At 69.5% G+C, this 16,371-nt stretch carries 18 protein-coding genes; 5 read left to right on the forward strand and 13 right to left on the reverse strand.

Annotation, left to right across the window (positions count from 1 at the left end):
* Positions 1-2 precede the first annotated feature (2 nt).
* Together AC1DSC_RS22765 and rtcA are read left to right on the forward strand one after the other, a co-directional pair.
* Positions 3-386 carry a zinc-ribbon domain containing protein gene (locus tag AC1DSC_RS22765; protein ID WP_436036889.1) on the forward strand — a complete coding sequence of 128 codons (384 nt, stop codon included), beginning with the start codon at positions 3-5 and terminating at the stop codon, positions 384-386.
* A complete protein-coding gene (gene rtcA, locus AC1DSC_RS22770; protein WP_436287940.1) occupies positions 383-1,420 on the forward strand; it encodes an RNA 3'-terminal phosphate cyclase in 1,038 nt (345 codons plus the stop codon). Before AC1DSC_RS22765 ends, rtcA begins: the two co-directional genes overlap by 4 nt.
* Positions 1,421-1,445: 25 nt before the next feature.
* Here the strand turns inward: rtcA and AC1DSC_RS22775 are convergent, their stop codons facing one another.
* Positions 1,446-3,089, reverse strand: coding sequence for an adenylate/guanylate cyclase domain-containing protein (locus tag AC1DSC_RS22775; protein WP_436287939.1), 1,644 nt, complete (start codon positions 3,087-3,089; stop codon positions 1,446-1,448).
* Between the two features lie 28 nt (positions 3,090-3,117).
* Between AC1DSC_RS22775 and AC1DSC_RS22780 the strand changes: the two genes are divergently transcribed.
* Complete coding sequence (locus AC1DSC_RS22780; RefSeq protein WP_436287938.1) at positions 3,118-3,864, forward strand: Crp/Fnr family transcriptional regulator; 747 nt, start codon at positions 3,118-3,120, stop codon at positions 3,862-3,864.
* A 12-nt stretch (positions 3,865-3,876) separates the two neighbouring features.
* On the opposite strand, the gene AC1DSC_RS22785 is transcribed toward AC1DSC_RS22780, so the two are convergent.
* Positions 3,877-4,350, reverse strand: a complete 474-nt coding sequence (locus AC1DSC_RS22785) for a DoxX family protein (RefSeq protein WP_436287937.1) — start codon at positions 4,348-4,350, stop codon at positions 3,877-3,879.
* 200 nt (positions 4,351-4,550) lie between these two features.
* On the opposite strand from AC1DSC_RS22785, the gene AC1DSC_RS22790 reads away from it, so the two are divergent.
* Complete coding sequence (locus tag AC1DSC_RS22790; RefSeq protein ID WP_018906691.1) at positions 4,551-5,309, forward strand: sulfite exporter TauE/SafE family protein; 759 nt, start codon at positions 4,551-4,553, stop codon at positions 5,307-5,309.
* A 22-nt stretch (positions 5,310-5,331) separates the two neighbouring features.
* Here the strand turns inward: AC1DSC_RS22790 and AC1DSC_RS22795 are convergent, their stop codons facing one another.
* The 5 genes from AC1DSC_RS22795 to AC1DSC_RS22815 all read right to left on the reverse strand — a co-directional run bounded on the left by AC1DSC_RS22795 (position 5,332) and on the right by AC1DSC_RS22815 (position 8,730).
* A complete protein-coding gene (locus AC1DSC_RS22795; protein WP_307595865.1) occupies positions 5,332-5,691 on the reverse strand; it encodes a DUF1428 domain-containing protein in 360 nt (119 codons plus the stop codon).
* Positions 5,692-5,755: 64 nt separating this feature from the next.
* Complete coding sequence (locus AC1DSC_RS22800) at positions 5,756-7,249, reverse strand: DHA2 family efflux MFS transporter permease subunit (protein WP_436287936.1); 1,494 nt, start codon at positions 7,247-7,249, stop codon at positions 5,756-5,758.
* Positions 7,250-7,285: 36 nt separating this feature from the next.
* Positions 7,286-7,705 carry a VOC family protein gene (locus tag AC1DSC_RS22805; RefSeq protein WP_015867182.1) on the reverse strand — a complete coding sequence of 140 codons (420 nt, stop codon included), beginning with the start codon at positions 7,703-7,705 and terminating at the stop codon, positions 7,286-7,288.
* A gap of 18 nt (positions 7,706-7,723) precedes the next feature.
* Positions 7,724-8,251 carry an SRPBCC family protein gene (locus AC1DSC_RS22810; RefSeq protein ID WP_436287935.1) on the reverse strand — a complete coding sequence of 176 codons (528 nt, stop codon included), beginning with the start codon at positions 8,249-8,251 and terminating at the stop codon, positions 7,724-7,726.
* A 41-nt stretch (positions 8,252-8,292) separates the two neighbouring features.
* On the reverse strand, positions 8,293-8,730 hold the full coding sequence (locus tag AC1DSC_RS22815; protein ID WP_018906694.1) for a VOC family protein: 438 nt from the start codon (positions 8,728-8,730) through the stop codon (positions 8,293-8,295).
* Positions 8,731-8,858: 128 nt separating this feature from the next.
* Here AC1DSC_RS22815 and AC1DSC_RS22820 point away from each other — a divergent pair, with 128 nt between their 5' ends.
* Positions 8,859-9,521: a TetR/AcrR family transcriptional regulator gene (locus AC1DSC_RS22820; RefSeq protein ID WP_412511810.1), complete on the forward strand. Its 663-nt coding sequence runs from the start codon at positions 8,859-8,861 to the stop codon at positions 9,519-9,521.
* Positions 9,522-9,536: 15 nt separating this feature from the next.
* Here AC1DSC_RS22820 and AC1DSC_RS22825 read toward each other — a convergent pair whose 3' ends face one another.
* The 6 genes from AC1DSC_RS22825 to AC1DSC_RS22850 are packed head-to-tail and all read right to left on the reverse strand — an operon-like array spanning position 9,537 to position 16,297.
* Positions 9,537-10,028 (reverse strand): MarR family winged helix-turn-helix transcriptional regulator, encoded by a 492-nt coding sequence (locus AC1DSC_RS22825; protein WP_015867177.1) that lies wholly within the window; start codon positions 10,026-10,028, stop codon positions 9,537-9,539.
* 39 nt (positions 10,029-10,067) lie between these two features.
* Positions 10,068-11,837 (reverse strand): acyl-CoA dehydrogenase family protein, encoded by a 1,770-nt coding sequence (locus tag AC1DSC_RS22830; protein WP_436287934.1) that lies wholly within the window; start codon positions 11,835-11,837, stop codon positions 10,068-10,070.
* A 7-nt stretch (positions 11,838-11,844) separates the two neighbouring features.
* Positions 11,845-12,834 carry a Bug family tripartite tricarboxylate transporter substrate binding protein gene (locus tag AC1DSC_RS22835; protein ID WP_436287933.1) on the reverse strand — a complete coding sequence of 330 codons (990 nt, stop codon included), beginning with the start codon at positions 12,832-12,834 and terminating at the stop codon, positions 11,845-11,847.
* A gap of 49 nt (positions 12,835-12,883) precedes the next feature.
* Positions 12,884-13,648, reverse strand: coding sequence for an SDR family NAD(P)-dependent oxidoreductase (locus AC1DSC_RS22840; protein ID WP_436287932.1), 765 nt, complete (start codon positions 13,646-13,648; stop codon positions 12,884-12,886).
* A 25-nt stretch (positions 13,649-13,673) separates the two neighbouring features.
* Positions 13,674-15,527: a feruloyl-CoA synthase gene (locus AC1DSC_RS22845; protein WP_436287931.1), complete on the reverse strand. Its 1,854-nt coding sequence runs from the start codon at positions 15,525-15,527 to the stop codon at positions 13,674-13,676.
* Positions 15,524-16,297, reverse strand: coding sequence for a crotonase/enoyl-CoA hydratase family protein (locus AC1DSC_RS22850; protein WP_436287930.1), 774 nt, complete (start codon positions 16,295-16,297; stop codon positions 15,524-15,526). The genes AC1DSC_RS22845 and AC1DSC_RS22850 overlap by 4 nt, the downstream gene beginning before the upstream one ends.
* Between the last annotated feature and the right edge of the window lie 74 nt (positions 16,298-16,371).

The following is a 16,371-nucleotide window of genomic DNA, read 5'->3' on the forward strand; positions in this document are numbered from 1 at the left end:
CCATGAAAAGCAACAAGCAACGCCGCTCCGAAATCAAGGCACATCGGCTCGAACGCGCCGCGCGCAGGTTGGCCGAGCAGCGGCTGCCCGCCGGCGCGCGGCCCGTGAGCGGTGCCGGCCTGGTGGTCGCCGATACGGCGCTGCTGGCCGCGCACAACAATACCTACGGACCCTTGCCCACGTTCTACGTGGACAAGGCCTTCACCTGCCGCGACTGCGGCGCCGACGAAGTGTGGACGGCCAAGCAGCAGAAGTGGTGGTACGAGGTGGCGCTGGGCAACATCAACAGCACGGCGGTGCGCTGCCGTGCCTGCCGGCTCGCAAGGCGCGCGCTTTCGCGCTCCGGCGCGGCCGTGGTCGCCGCGCAGCAAGGAGGCCGCCCATGATCGAACTCGACGGTTCGCAAGGCGAGGGCGGCGGGCAGATCCTGCGCACCAGCCTGGCGCTTTCGGTGGCCACGAGCCAGCCCGTGGCCATCGAGAAGATTCGCGCAGGCCGCGCCAAGCCGGGCCTGATGCGCCAGCACCTGGCCTGCGTGAATGCAGCGGCACAGATCGGCGGCGCGCAGGTCGAAGGGGCCGAGCTCGGATCGCAGTCGCTGCGCTTCGTGCCGGGGCCGGTGCGTGCGGGCGAGTACCGCTTCGCAATTGCCAGCGCGGGCAGCTGCATGCTGGTGTTGCAGACGGTGCTGCCGCCGCTGCTGCTGGCCGGTGCGCCGAGCCATCTGCATCTGAGCGGCGGCACCCACAACCCGATGGCACCGCCTTTCCACTTCCTGGAGCGCGCCTTCGCACCGCTGGTGCGCCGCCTGGGCGCGGACCTGCAGCTGGTGCTGCGCCGCTGCGGCTTCTATCCGGCCGGCGGCGGGGAGGTCGAAGCGGCCATCGTGCCGGCGGCCGATGGGCTGCGGCCCTTCGATCTGATGGGCCGCGGCGCGCTGCTGTCGAGCCGTGCGGAGTGCCTGGCGCCGGGGCTTGCGCGCCACATTGCCGTGCGCGAACTGGAGACGCTGGGCAAGGCCATGGGCTGGTCCGGCGAGCAGCTGCGCACCGCAGCGGCGCGCCAGAACGAGGGCCCCGGCAACGCGCTGCTTGCCACGCTGGCGTACGAGCATGTCACCGAGGTCTTCACGGCTTTCGGCGAAAAGTCGCTGAGCGCCGAGCAGGTGGCGCACGGCCTGGTGAAGGAGCTGCGCGAATTCCAGAAAAGCCAGGCGGCCGTGGGCCCGCACCTGGCCGATCAGCTGGCCCTGCTGCTGGGCCTGGCGGCATGGCAGAGCGGCCGCGGCGGCGCCTTCACCTGCAGCGAAGTGACCGAGCACACACGCACCAACTGCGCGGTGATCGAGCGCTTCCTGCCGGTGCGCTATGCCATCGCGCAAGCGCCGGGCGCGGCCACCGTGACGGTGGCGCCGGCCTGAAGCGCAGCGCGTTAATCAGCGGCTGCTAGTCGCAGCAGATCACCGCAATCGGCTCGGAACGGCCGCGCACGGCCAGCATCTCGATCTGTCCTCCCGCATGCGCGAAGCCGGCCTGCTGCGCGGCAAACACCGAGACCACCAGGCGCGATGCCGCCGTCTTGGCGTGGTCCTGCAGCCGGCTCGCGGTGTTGACCACTTCACCGATTGCCGTGAAGGTGGTGGTGTCGAGATAGCCCACCTCGCCCACGGCCGCGCGTCCGGCGTGCAGGCCCATGCCAAAGTCCAGCTGGTGGCCGAACTGGGCTTCGAAGCCCTCGCTCCACGCATCCATGCGCTGGCCGATCAGTTCGGTCGCGCGCAGCGCCTGCCGGCATGCGGTGGGCAGGTCGGTGTCGAGCCCGAAGATCGCCATCACGCTGTCGCCGATGAACTGGTTCGGCACGCCGCCGCATTCGCGCACCGCGGCGCCCACGGTGGCGAAGTAGCGGTCGAGCACATAGGCCAGGTCGAAGGGCCATTGCCCTTCCGACAAGCCCGACCAGCGCCGCAGGTCCACGAACAGGATGGCCACGTCGCGCTCGCGGCCGAAGCTGCTGGCCGGCGCCGGCTGCCTTCCGTGGCTTGCCGGTGCGAACAGCGGAATGACCTCGATGTCGCCTCGCGGGCGCAGCTGGCAGGCCAGCCGCACGCCGCCCGGGGCGCGCACGCGGTCGAGCGTTCGCTGCTCGTCGCGGTCGGGCGGGTCCGTGTGCTGTGCGGGGCCGAGCACGCGCACGCGGCAGGTCGAGCAGCGCGCCCGCCCGCCGCACACCGAGAGATGGGCGATGCCATGCGAGCGGCTCGCTTCCAGCACGCTCCAGCCGCGCGGCACGTGCACCGTTCGGCCGGGGTAGCGCAGCGCGATCGACGCCCCGCGCGCGCGGCGCGCGAACCAGTTGCGCGCCGCATAGGCAGCCAGCAGGGCGGCCAGGCCGAGCGCGTAGAAGAGCTTGATGCGGCCTTCCGCCGTGTCGAGCGCACGGCCCTCGGCCGGGGTTGGCAGCACCGCGGGCGGCACGCCGGTCCACTGGAACTCGCGCCCCATCGAGACGAAACCCATCATTGCCGTGAGCGGCAGCACCACGGCAATGGCCAGCAGCAGATAGGAAAAGCGGCGGTAGGCCGGCCGCGCCCGCAGCGCGAAGTGGATGCCGAGGCAGCCATGGGTCCAGGCCGCAAGCAGCATCGTGAACTGCGCGCCGGCGCCCGGCAGGCTCCACAGGCCGGCGACCACGCGCACATAGGAACCCTCGATGCCGTAGGCGAGGTAGGCGCCGCGCATGGCGGTCAGGTGGGTGGCCAGCAGCAGCGGCAGCGCAAAGCCCAGCAGCACGCGCAGGCCCTCGAGCGGCGGCATGCGCAACGTGCGGCGCTCCCACAGCGCGGCCACCGCCAGCGCCAGGTGCGCGCCGGCCGCGCCGTACAGCAGCAGCGTGCCCGGCAGGCTGTGCCAGAAGAGCTGCACATTGCGCAGCACCGCCTCGGCCGCCGCAAAGGACGCGATGCCCAGCGAATGGTTCAGCAGGTGCGCCGTGACGTAGGCCATCAGCACCAGTCCGCTCGTCCATCGGAGGTTGCGCCGGGTTGGCGGTTTCGGCAGCCGGGCGATGGGTGGGGAGCGTCTGTCCATGAATGGCTTCGAAGGGCACCCGAGCATAATGCGCGCGCCCCTCTTCACCGGCATGGCCCTCACTCCAGACATTCCCCGTTCCAGCCTCGCGCTGCGCCGCATCGCGCTGTTCGAAGGCTTGCCAGACCAGCGGCTCGACCTGCTCGCGCAGCAATGCCTGTGGCACAGCGTCGAGGCCGGCAAACCGCTGCTGCTGCGCGCCGAACAGCAGCAGGGCGAGGTGTTCCTGCTGGTCTCGGGCCGGGTCCGCGTGACCACCTATGCGGCCAACGGGCGGCAGGTGACCTTCAGGGATTCGGAGGCCGGCGAGCATTTCGGCGACATTGCCGCCATCGACGGCGGGCCGCGTTCGGCCGACGTGGTCACGCTGCTGCCGAGCGTGCTGGCCAGCCTCGACCGCGCCGCCTTCCTGAGCCTGCTGCGCGAGGAGCCGCTGGTGGCCGAGCGCGTGATGCAGCGGCTGGCGTCATTGGTGCGCCAGCTGTCGGAGCGCGTGATCGACCTGAGCACGCTGGGGGTCCAGAACCGGCTGCATGCCGAGCTGCTGCGCCTTGCGCGGGCCGCGGGCGTGGCGCACAACCAGGCCCGGCTGGAGCCGGCGCCCAGGCACGCGGCGCTCGCGAGCCAGATCAGCACCAACCGCGAGCAGGTGACCCGCGAGCTCAACGTGCTGGCGCGCAGCGGCGTACTGCACAAGGACGGCAAGGCTTTGCGGGTGGCCGACGTCGCCCGGCTCGAGGCGATGGTCTCGCAGGTCAGGGGCGACGCCGGCTGAGCCGGCCGAGGCTCAGTTCCAGCGGCCGCGCAGCCCGCCAAGGCTGAATCGGCCCGCGCCCAGCAGCACCACGGCAAGCGCGCCGAACAGGTACAGGCCCTGCAGCTCGAGCGCCCAGCCGCCTTGCTTGGTCAGCGCGAACAGGTCGGCCATGTGCACCAGGCCGAAGGCCGCAAGCATGTTGATGACCACCACGCCGGCGGCGGCGCGGGTCCAGAAGCCGGCGATCATGAGGAGCGGCGCCACGATCTCGCCCACGTACACCAGGTAGGCCAGCCCGCCCGGCAGCCCGGCTTTCATCAGCATCGCGCTCACGAAGCCCACGCCGGCCGAGATCTTGAAGATGCCGTGCAGCAGCACGAGCACGCCGATCGCCAGGCGCAGCAGCAGCTTGCCGGCGTCGTCGCGGGCGGCGGGCGTGGCAAGGAAAGACGAGGAAGAAGACGCCGAAGCGGCGGAGGCGATGGAGGCAGCCCGGGTGTTCATGGCGAATCCTTGAGAAAAAATGGGAGGGAGTCGCCGCGCAGTGCGGCGGTTGCGCTTCCAGTGTGCGCAGCTGCCGCATCCCCGTATGTGCGTTTACGCACAATTTCCGACGGCAACCCATGGCCGGCGCCATCCTGCTACGCTCGGGCGGCCCGCTACCCGGTACTCAGCGGGCTTTTTTCTGCGCCGCTTCCTTCCCCATGGTCTTTCCCCTCATCACCGATCCGCATTTCTATGCGGTGGCCATTCCCGCCGTGCTGCTGCTGGGCATCAGCAAGAGCGGCTTCGGCGCCGGCTTCGGTTCACTGGCGGTGCCGCTGATGGCGCTGGCGGTCACCGTGCCGCAGGCCGCGGCCATCCTGATGCCGCTGCTGCTCTTGATGGACCTGCTCGGCCTGGCCGCCTTCCGCAACGACTTCGACCGCGCGCTGCTCAAGTTCCTGATTCCCTTCGGGCTGCTCGGCACGGTGATCGGCACGCTGCTTTTCCGCACGCTCTCGGCCCACACCGTGGCCGGCATCGTCGGCGTGTTCACGCTCTTGTTCCTGGCGCAGCGGCTGGTGTTTCCGCCCAAGCCGGACGATCCGCTGCCCTCGCGCGCCGTGGGTGCGGCGCTCACCGCGGTCTCGGGGTTCACCAGCTTCATTGCGCATGCCGGCGGGCCGCCGATCAATGCCTATGTGATTCCGCTGCGGCTCAAGCCGGTGGTGTTCACCGCCACCATGGCGTACTTCTTCTTCGTGGTGAATTTGAGCAAGTGGATTCCCTACGCATGGCTCGGCCTGATCGACCTGCGCACGCTGGCCACTTCGGCGGCGCTGATGCCGCTCGCGCCGCTCGGCGTGTGGGTGGGCATCCGCATTGCCCGGCGCATCGATGCGGCGTGGTTCTATCGCTTCGTGTACCTGGGCATGCTGCTGACCGGCCTCAAGCTGGTCTACGACGGATTCTTCGCCTGAGGCCGGGTCTCAGGGTCTCGGCTCAGAACTCGACGATCGACTTGAACCCGCCGAAGATCATCCGCTTCCCATCGAAGGGCAGGGTCTTCGGGTCCATCGCGGCAAGGCGCGGGTCGGCCATCACCTTGGCGTTGACCGCGTCGCGGTGCTTGCGCGACTTGTAGACGATCCACGAGAACGCGACGGTTTCGTCGGCCTTCTGCTTCACGCTCTGCGGAAAAGACGTGAACTTGCCGGGCTTCACGTCGTCCGCCACGCATTCCACGTATTCGAGCGCACCGTATTCCATCCAGATCTTGCCGGCCTTGCGCGCCAGCTTGCGGTAGGCCTCGACGTTGTTCGAGGGAATGGGAACGATGAAGCCATCGACATAGCGAGCCATTGGAAGTCTCCTTGAAAGAAACGGAAGAAAGGAAAGGAAAAGGGGCCGCCCGGCGGGCGGACCCTCAGGACGCCGCCGCACGGTTGGCCGTGCCTGCGGATGCCGCGGACCCCTTGCTGTTGTTGTCTTCGTTGTTCTGGGTGGACCCTGGCGATGCGGTGCGAAGCAGCACGGCCCCGAGCAGCCCCGCCACGGCCGCGAACACGGCGCCGATCAGGAACGCGAGGTTGTAGCCGCCGGTGAGCGCGAGCGGAAGCTGCGCGCCGGCCGCCTCCATCGACGCGGTGCGCGCGACGGCGGCGCTGGCCAGCACCGCCAGCCCGAGTGCGCCACCCATCATGAAGGCCGTGTTGACCACGCCCGAGGCCAGGCCCGACTCGGTCGGGCTCACCTCGCTCATGGCCGCGAGCAGCAGCGGGTTCAGCGCCATGCCCGCCCCCAGGCCCAGCAGCAGCATGCCCGGCAGCACGTCGACCACGAAGCTGCCGTTCACCGGCGCCCGCGCAAACAGCGCCAGCCCGATGGCCGCGAGCCACAGCCCCACGGACAGCGGCCTGCGGATGCCGAAGCGCATCACCAGCCGGGCCGAGATGCCCAGCGAGAACAGCGCCATGATCAGGTTGGCCGGCAGGAACGCCAGGCCGATCTGCATCGGCGTGTAGCCCAGCACCAGCTGCATGTAGAGCGCGGAAATGAAGAACCACGCGAACATGGCGGCCGCCCACAGCACGCCCACCACGTTGGAGACAGAAACGCTGCGCAGCCGGAACAGGCCGAGCGGCATCAGCGGATGCTGCACGCGGGCCTCGATGGCGATGAAAAGCGCCATCAGCACTACCGCGGCGCCCAGCAGGCCGAGCGTCTGTGCCGACTGCCAGCCGGCCTCGTTGCCGTTGACGATGGCATACACCGCGAGCATCAGCGACAGCGTCACCGCCACGGCGCCGGCCACGTCGAGCTTCTCGCCATGGGCATGGCCGCGCGCCGAGGGCAGCAGCGCGAGGCACAGCGCATACACGGCCACGCCGATCGGCAGGTTCACCAGGAAGATCCAGTGCCAGCTCAGCGTGCTCGTGAGCAGTCCGCCCAGCAGCACGCCGATGCTGCCGCCGCCCGCGCAGACGAAGCCGTAGACGCCCATCGCCTTGGCGCGGTCGGCCGGCTCGGTGAAGATGTTCATGATCAGCGAGAGCGCCACCGCCGAGACCACCGCGCCGCCCAGCCCCTGCACCGCGCGCGCCGCGACCAGCAGCGCCTGCGAGTTGGCGAGGCCGCAGGCCAGCGAGGCCAGCGTGAACAGCACGAGGCCGATCAGGAAGAGCTTGCGGTGGCCGTACAGGTCGCCCAGCCGCCCGCCCAGCAGCAGGAAGCCGCCGAAGGTCAGCATGTAGGCATTCACCACCCAGACCAGCGAGGTCTCGGTGAAGCCGAGGTCGGTGCGGATCGAGGGCAGCGCTACGTTCACGATCGTGGTGTCGAGCACGATCATCAGCACGCCCAGGCACAGCACCATCAGTGCGAGCCAGCGCTTGCGGTTGTTGTCGAGTGTGTCGGTCATGAAGAGCGATTCCTGCAAATGGCGTGTGAGGTGATTTCAGACCAGCGGCTTGCCGCCGTTGATGAGCCAGGGCGTGCCGAAGCGGTCGGTCACCATGCCGAAGCCCTCGACCCAGAAGGTCTTCTCGAAGGGCATGGAGACCGTGCCACCCTCGGCAAAGGCGTCGAACACGCGGCGCGCTTCGGCGACGGTCTCGAGGGTCAGCGCAACGCCGAAGCCTTTCATGCCTTCGTAGGCCTGGCCGGGCATGGCGTCGGAGGCCATGAGCATGCCGTCGCCGTAGGCCAGGGACGCATGCATGATGCGCTTCTTGGCGTCGGCCGGCATCTGTTCGGTACCGGGCGCTTCGCCGACGGTCATCATCATCTGCATGGTGCCGCCGAGCGTCTTCTCGTAGAAGCGCATGGCCTCGGCCGCGTTGCCGTCGAACGTGAGGTAGGCGTGGATGGGAGACATGGTGTTTCCTTTCGGGGGTTATTTTTCGGAGGCCGTCTTGAGGTTGGCAAGGCCGGTTTCGAAGTCCTTGCCGATCATCTGGTCCATGTTGAAGAAGATGCCCATGAGCTTTGCGACGTAGGGGCTCGGGCCGTGCATGGCCCAGGTCACCTGTGTCGCGCCGTCCTGCGGCTGCAGCGTGAACTCGGCCATGTTGCGGGCTTCGAAGGGCTTGATGAAATCGAGCCGGATCGCGATCCTCGAAGCCGGCGTGGACTCGGCGATTTCCATGCGGCCCGTGCCCGCCTTGTCGTTGCCTTCCCACGCGTAGGTCGCGCCCCGGCCGGCGGGTGCCCCGCCGAAAGCGCGCTTCATGCCCGGGTCCAGCTTCTCGTAGGGCGACCACTCGCCCCAGCGGTGGAAGTCGTTGATCAGCGGAAAGATCTTCTCGGCCGGCGCCGCGATGCGCGCCGTGCGCTCGACGCGAAAGCTGCCGGGGCGGACGGCGGCGTAGATGAGCACGATCACAATCAGCGCGAGGATGGCGAAGACGATTTTCTTGAGCATGAAGGTATTCCTGGAGCGGGAGCGGGCGTCGCGGCGACGGGTTACTGGCCGGCGTGCACCACCAGCAGCCAGCCCACGCCGAAACGGTCGGTGAGCATGCCGAAGCTGGAGCTGAAGAAGGTCGGGATCAGCGGCTGCATCACCTGGCCGCCGTCGGCCAGCGCATCGAACCACTGGCGCGCTTGGGCGTCGGTGGCGGCGGTGAGGGCCAGCATGATGCCCTTGAACTCCGGCTGGCCCGAGCACCGGCCGTCGGAGGCCATCAGCTCGGTTTCGCCGATGCGCACCACCGCGTGCATCACCTTGTCGGCCGCCGGCGCGCCGCCGCCGCAGCTGGCGTCGGCATCGGACGAGGGCGGCATCTGCGGCGCCTCGCTGTAGCGCATGAGCTGCACGACTTCGGCGCCGAGCGCCTTCTTGTAGAACGCGAGCGCTTCGTCGCAGCGGCCTTCGAACGACAGATAGGACTGGACTTTCATGGCGTTTCCTTTGGACTGAGGATGAAAGGATGCGCAGAGACCTGCGCGCATACGGAATAACTCAGTTTGTGTACACCGTCCACAAAGAATAGCAGACATAATGGACACTGTCCACATGGAGATTCCTGATGAGCCCCCGCATCGTCCCGCCAGCCCCGAGCCCGCCCGCGGCCCGCAGCACCTACCGCCATGGCGACCTGCGCCGCGCGCTGCTCGACGCCGGGATCGAACTGGCGCGCGACGGCGGCCCCGATGCGGTGGCGCTGCGCGAGGTGACGCGCCGCGCGGGCGTGGTGCCCAACGCGGCCTACCGCCATTTCGCGAGCCGGCGGGAGCTGCTGCTGGCGGTGCGCGCGGCCGCGCTGTCGGCAGCGGCCAGTGCGATGGAAAAGGAGCTGGCGGTGCTGCCCTGCGACCAGCCGCCCGTCGACTTCGCGCGGGCGCAGGTGCGGGCCATCGGCACCGGCTACCTGCGCTTTGCCCAGGCCGAGCCGGGCCTGTTCCGCACCGCTTTCGTGGTGTCGTCGGAAGACGCCGAAGGCGAGGTGGGGCCGGCAAGGGCAGGCGCCAGCGGCAAGGACCCGTTCCAGCTGCTGGGCGCGGCGATCGACCGGCTCGTGGAAGCAGGTGCGCTCGACCCTTCGCACCGCCCCAATGCCGAATACCTGGCCTGGTCGGCCGTGCACGGCCTGGCGCTGCTGATCATCGAAGGACCGCTCAAGGGCATGGATGCGCAGTCCAGCCATGCGCTGGGGCAGCGGCTGATCGACATGGTGGAGCGGGGGCTTTAGCCTGGGTGGCCCCGGCTACAGATAGATCTTCTGCAGCAGCCGGATCAGCGTTTCGCGCTCGCGCACCGTGAGCCGGGCGCTGGCGTCGGCCTCGAGCTGCGTCACGGTCTGCTCGGCCTCGCGAATCAGCTTTTCGCCGGCCTCGGTGAGGTGCAGCCCCACCGCGCGGCCATCGTGCGGATGCGGGCGGCGCTCGATGAGTCCGCGGCTGTCGAGCGTGGCGACCAGGCTCACCAGGTTGGGCGGCAGGATGTCGAGCGTGTTGCACAGCTGGCGCGAGGTGGCGCCCGGGTTGTGCGCCAGCAGCGACAGCACCGAGAAGTCGATCTGCTTGAGGCCGTACGGCGCCATGCGGTCGGCGAACACGCTGCTCACGATGAGCCAGGCGCGGCGTGCGTTGTAGCCGACCAAGGCTTCCAGCATGCGGGCGTCGAGCCGCTCCGATTTGCCGTTTGGCGCTGCGGCCGGCTCTGCCTTGGCGGGACTGTTCTTGGATGGACGGGGCATGGCCCGAGCGTAACTCGTGGCCGGCCCGGCCGGGCTTCGTCAGCGCGCGGCGGCCGGGGTTTTTGCGGCGTGGTGCGTCATGGCGACACCTTCGCAGGCGCGCTTGACGATGGCCAGCCGCATGTCGAATTCGGGCAGCACCCAGCGCCGCAGCGCCGCCGCCGGGCCGGCCCGGGCCACGCGCTCGGCCTCTGGCGCCTCGGCCGCATCGATGCGCGCCCAGGCCCAGGCCAGCATCGCGAGCATCACCGCGCGCAGGTAATCGTCGGCCACTTCGTAGGGCAGCACGGGGTTGGCCTGCGCGGCCATCGCGATGGTGGTGCCCAGGTAGCGCAGCTGCGCGAGCCGGCGCTGCACGTCGGCATCGGCGTCGCGCGAGGCGTCGAGCGTGTCGCGCAGTTCGAGCAGCACGGCCGACATGGCGGCGCCGCCGTCGGGCAGCACCTTGCGCACCAGCAGGTCGATGGCCTGGATCTCGTTGGTGCCCTCGTAGATCATGGTCACGCGCGCGTCGCGCACGATCTGCTCGATGCCCCATTCGCGCACGTAGCCGTGGCCGCCGAACACCTGCAGGCATTCGCTCGCGCCATGGAAGGCCTGCTGCGTGCACGCGGCCTTGAGCACGGGCGTGACCAGCGAGCACCAGCGCTGCGCGCGTTCGCGCGCCTTGGCATCGGCATCGTGCGCGGCCACGTCGAGCATCAGCGCGCTGCGGTAGGCGAGCGTGCGCGCGCCGTCGATCCAGGCGCGCTGGGTGTCGAGGATGCGGCGGATCGCGGGATGCTCGGCGATCAGGTCCGCGGCCTCGCTGCCGCGGCTGGCGGGCACGGCGCCGGGCGCGCGCATCTGGCGGCGCTCGGCCGCATAGGCGTCGGCCTTCTGCCAGGCGGCGTCGAGCAGGCCGATGCCCTGCAGCGCCACATGCAGGCGCGCCGCATTCATCATCACGAACATCGCGGCCAGGCCGCGGCCCGGCTCGCCGACCAGCCAGCCGGTGGCGTCGTCGAAGCGCATCGTGCAGGTGGGGCTGCCGTGCAGGCCCATCTTCTCCTCGATGCGCTCGCAGTGCACCGCATTGCGCGTGCCGTCCGGCAGCAGCTTGGGCACGAGCACCAGCGACAGGCCCTTGGGGCCGGCGGGCGCCTGTACTTCCGATCCATGCATGCGGCACAGCACCAGGTGCACGATGTTGGGCGTGAGGTCGTGCTCGCCGCCCGAGATGAAGATCTTGCCGCCGTTCACGCGCAGGCTGCCGTCGGCCTGCGCCGTGGCGCGCGTGCGCACCTGGCCCAGGTCGCTGCCTGCATGGGCTTCGGTCAGGCACATGGTGGCGAGCCATTCGCCGGTGGCGATCTTCGACAGGTAGCGCGCCTTCAGTTCGCCGCTGCTATGGTGCTTGAGGCAGGCATAGGCGCCGTGCAGCAGGCCCGGTGCCATCGTGAGGCCGTGGTTCGCCGCACTCAGCCATTCGTAGAGGATGGCTTCGAGCACGGCCGGCAGCCCCTGGCCGCCGTCTTCAGGCGCAGCCGACAAGCTGGGCCAGCCGCCATCGACGAAGGCCTGGTAAGCCTCGCGGAACCCGGGCGGCGTGGCGACCTCGCCGTTGGCGAAGCGGCAGCCGGTCTCGTCGCCGCCGCGGTTGATGGGCGCCACCGCCTCGGCCACGAAGCGGCCCGCTTCCTCGAGCACCTGCTGCTGCAGCGCTTCGTCGACCTCGGCGAAGGGCGCGAGGGCGCGCAGCTTCGAAGGTGCGTCGAGCACCGCGTTCAGGATGAAGCGGCTGTCTTCGGGGCGGGGGCGGTAATCCATGGGTGCGTCAGGACTCGGCGGTGAAGCCGATCTTCTTGACCAGCGGACCCCAGCGCTCGTATTCGGACTGGAGCGATTTCTTCATGTCCTCGGGCGAGGAACCGTGGGCCACCAGGCCGACCGACAGCAGGCCCTCGGCCACGGCCTTGTCCTTGAGCGCGGCCTGAATCGCCGTGCTCGCGGTGGCAATGACGGCGGCGGGCGTCTTGGCCGGCGCGAAGAAGCCGAACCATTCGTCGGCGACGATTTCCGGAAAGCCCTGTTCGGTGAAGGTGGGCACGTCGGGCAGGTAGGCCGCGCGCTGCGCGCCGGAGGTGGCGAGCACGCGCAGTTTGCCGGCCTTGGCAAAAGGCAGGTAGTCGCCCACGGGCGTCATGCTCGAGGCGATCTGCCCGCCCACCACGTCATTGATGGCCGGCAGCGAGCCGCGGTAGGGAACGTGGCGCAGGTCGGTGCCGGTGTTCAGGCCCAGCAGCGCGCCCAGGAAGTGCGGCGTGGAGCCCGCGCCCGGCGAGCCGTAGCTGGCCTGGCCGGGGTTGGCCTTGGCCCAGGCGATGTAGTCCTTCAGCGTCTTCACGCTGGCCGGCACCATCGGGCCGACGGCCAGGCCGTGCGTCATCACGGCGCCGATGGACACCGGCGCGAAATCGGCAAGGCTGTAGCTCAGCTTGGTGTAGATGTGCGGGTAGGTCGACAGCGCCGAAGCCTGCGCGAGGCACAGCACCGAGCCGTCGGCCGGCGAGCCCTTGAGCGTGTCGAGCGCAATGCGCCCGCCCGCGCCGGGCTTGTTCTCGACCACCGCGTTGATCTTCGAATAGGGCGTGTCGCCCAGCTTCTCGGCCACCCGGCGCGCCACGCTGTCGCCCGCGCTGCCGGCCGGAAAGCCGTAGTAGATCTTGGCCTGCTGCACGGCCTGGGCGAGTGCGGCAAGCGGATGCAGGGCGCCGAACGCGGCTGCGCCGCCGAGTGCCTGCACGAATTGGCGTCTGTTGGTCATGGTGTTGTCTCCTTGCCTTGCGGGGCTCTCTGTTTGCTGGGGCTGAAAATCAGCGCGGCGCCATGCGCAGCGCGCCGTCGAGGCGGATCACTTCGCCGTTCAGGTGCCCGTTGGTCACGATGTGGCAGGCCAGCTCGGCAAATTCCGAAGGCTTGCCCAGGCGCGGCGGAAACGGGATCGATGCGGCCAGCGATTGCTGCACGGCCTCGGGCAGCTCCATCAGGAGCGGCGTGGCAAAGAGGCCTGGCGCCACGGTGCAGACGCGGATCGCATGCTGCGCGAGGTCGCGCGCCATCGGCAGCGTCATGCCCACGAGGCCGCCCTTGGAGGCGCTGTAGGCCTGCTGGCCCACCTGGCCGTCGAAGGCCGCGACGGAGGCGGTGAAGAGCATCACGCCCTTCTCGCCGTTGTCCAGCGCTTCGAGCTTCGCGCAGCGTGCCGCAAAGAGGCGCGCCATGTTGTAGCCGCCGACCAGGTTGATGTTGACCACGCGCACGAAGTCTTCGAGCGGCGCCGGATTGCCGTCCTTGCCGACGATGCGCTTGGCGCTGCCGATGCCCGCCACGTTCATCAGGATGCGCGCGGTGCCGTGGGCGGCGGCGGCCTTGTCGAGCGCGGAATTGACGCTCTCGGTGTCGGTGATGTCGCAGACGCACGCGACGCCGCCGATCTCCGCGGCCACCTTCTGGGCGAGCTCCGCATTGCGGTCGAGCACCGCCACCTTGGCGCCCAGGCGCGCGAGTTCGCGCGCGGTGGCTTCGCCCAGGCCCGATGCGCCGCCGGTCACGAGTGCGGCTTGTCCTTCGATCTTCATGGTGTATGTCTCCTCGGGTGGTGGTTCAGCGGGGCTTCAGGGTGAAGGGCAGGGTGTCGGCATGCAGCGCCTCGACGAGCCCGGCGCGGTGCTTGAGCACGGCGCGCTGGTTGATGGAGCCCTTGTCGGTCACTTCGCCCTTGTCGATGGAAGGCGGCTCGGCCATCAGGTGCAGCCGCGCGATGCGGTTGGCGCTGCCGGTGCCCATGGCCGCCAGCGCGTTGGCCACCTGCTGGAAGTGCGCCTGCACCGGCGCGCTTTCGAGCACCTGCTGCATGGTGGCGCCTTCGGGCAGGCCGGCCAGCTCCCGCACCTTCTGCGTCGGAAAGACCAGCGCGCCGACTTCCTTCAGGTTGATGCCGGTCAGCACCGCGTCCTGCACGTAGGGCGCGCCGGCCGCGATGATCTTGGCGCGCAGCGGCCCGACGCTCACGAAGGTGCCGGTGGCGAGCTTGAAGTCTTCGGCGATGCGGCCGTCGAAGCGCAGGCCGCGGTGGATGTTCGACTCGTCGATCCACTTCACCGCGTCGCCGGTGCAGAAGAAGCCCTCGTCGTCGAAGGCTTCGGCCGTGGCCTCGGGCGCGCGCCAGTAGCCGGGCGTGATGTTGGGGCCGCGGTAGCGCACCTCGGTCTTGCCGTCGACCTCGATCAGCTTGAGCTCGATGCCGGCCGCGGGCAGGCCCACGTCGCCCGACTTGACCTCGGGCCCCGTGACGTAGAGCGCGAACGGACCCGATTCGGTCATGCCGAGGCCCGTGCCCATCACGATGCGCTCGCCGACTTCGGACTCCTGCGTCTTGTGCAGGCTGTCCCACACAGGCTGCGAGAGCGCGGCGCCCGAGTAGAAGAACATCTTCACGCGCGACAGCAAGTTGCGGCGCAGCACCGCATCGGTTTCCATGGCGTGCGCGATGGCCTCGAAGCCGGTCGGCACGTTGAAGTAGATGGTGGGCGCGATCTCGCGCAGGTTGCGCAGGGTCTCGGCCATGCCGCCGGGCGTGGGCTTGCCGTCGTCGATGTAGAGCGTGCCGCCGTTGTCCAGCACGATGCCCACGTTGTGGTTGCCGCCGAAGGTGTGGTTCCAGGGCAGCCAGTCGACCAGCACCGGCGGCTCCTCGCCCAGGGCGGGAATCGACTGGCGCAGCTGCTGCTGGTTGGCGCACCACATGCGGTGCGTGTTGATCACCGCCTTGGGCATCTTGGTGGAGCCCGAGGTGAAGAGGAACTTGGTGATGGTGTCGGGGCCGGTCGCGCGCATCGCGGCATCGATGGCGGGCGTGGCCGGCGTGGCGGCCAGCGCATCGAACGCGGTGGCGTCGCGGCCTTCGATCGCGCCTTCGGCGATCACGACTTCGGTGCCGGCGGGCACGGCGGCGGCAATGGCGCGGCCGAAGCGCGCGGCATCGGCGGCGAACACCAGGCCGGGCGTGAGCGTGTCCAGCACATGGCGCAGCTTCTCGAAGTCCTGGCTCACGATCGAGTAGGGCGGCGACACCGGGCAGTACGGCACGCCCGCATAGAGGCAGCCGAGTGCCATCAGCGCATGTTCGATGCCGTTCTCGCTGAGGATCGCGACCGGGCGCTCCGCATCCAGCCCACGGTCGAGCAGGGCCTGGCCGATGCTGCGCGCCTTCTGCAGCGCCTCGGCGTAGCTCACGCGCTGCCAGTCGCCGGTGCTGCCGTCGGCCAGCCGTTCGCGGCGGGCGATGAAGGTGCGCTCGGGCGCCTGCTCGGCCCAGTGCGCGAGGCGGTCGGTCATGCGGTCGCGGTAGGGCGCGAGCGGCGTCTCGGCCTTCAGGTACTGCGTGCCCGGCGCGCCTTCGCGCAGCACGGCGCGCGTGACGCCGAAGGCCAGCGGACGGTATCGGATGGTGGTCATTCCTTGCTCACCTTGGCGCCGCGGCCTTCGAGGAAGTCGCGCACGCGCGCCTTGGCCTCGGGCGCGTTCTGCACGATGCCGGACATCAGCGCCTCGGTGAAGAAGCCGTGGTCGGCCGACTGCTCGGCAATGCGCGGCAGCGCATGCATCAGCGCGTAGTTGGTCAGCGGCGCATTGGTGGCCACGCGCTTGGCAAGTTCGAAGGCCTTGTCGAAGGCCGCGCCTTCGTCGACCAGGTACTGCGCGAAGTTGGCGCGCTCGCCGTCCTCGGCGTTGTAGACGCGGCCGGTCATCATCATGTCGGTCATGCGCGCCACGCCGATCAGCTTGGGAATGCGCACCGAGCCGCCGCCGCCCACGAAGATGCCGCGCGAGCCTTCGGGCAGCGCGTAGAAGGTGCTGCGGTCTGCCACGCGGATGTGGCAGGCGCTCGCCAGCTCGAGGCCGCCGCCCACCACCGCGCCGTGCAGCGCTGCGATCACCGGCACCGGGCCGTGCTGGACCAGGTCGAGCGCGCTGTGCCACAGCCGCGAGTGCTGCATGCCCTGGCCGGCGTCGCGCTCCTTCAGCTCGCTCAGGTCGAGGCCGGCGCAGAAGTGCGGGCCCTCGCCGTCGAGCACCGCGGCGCGCACCGTGGAAGGCAGCGTCTCGAAGGTGTTGCGCAGCGCGAGGATCAGGCCGTCCGAGAGCGCGTTGCGCTTGGCGCCGCGCGTCAGGCGGACGATGGCCACGTCGTCGCGGATGTCGAGTTGGAGGTCGGGATTGGTCATGATTGCATTCGTGTGTGAGTTGGATTATGGTTATGATAAATAATCAATTCAAGGCACTTGAGACCCCCGATCCC

This window comes from Variovorax sp. 01N425, assembly GCF_056399465.1.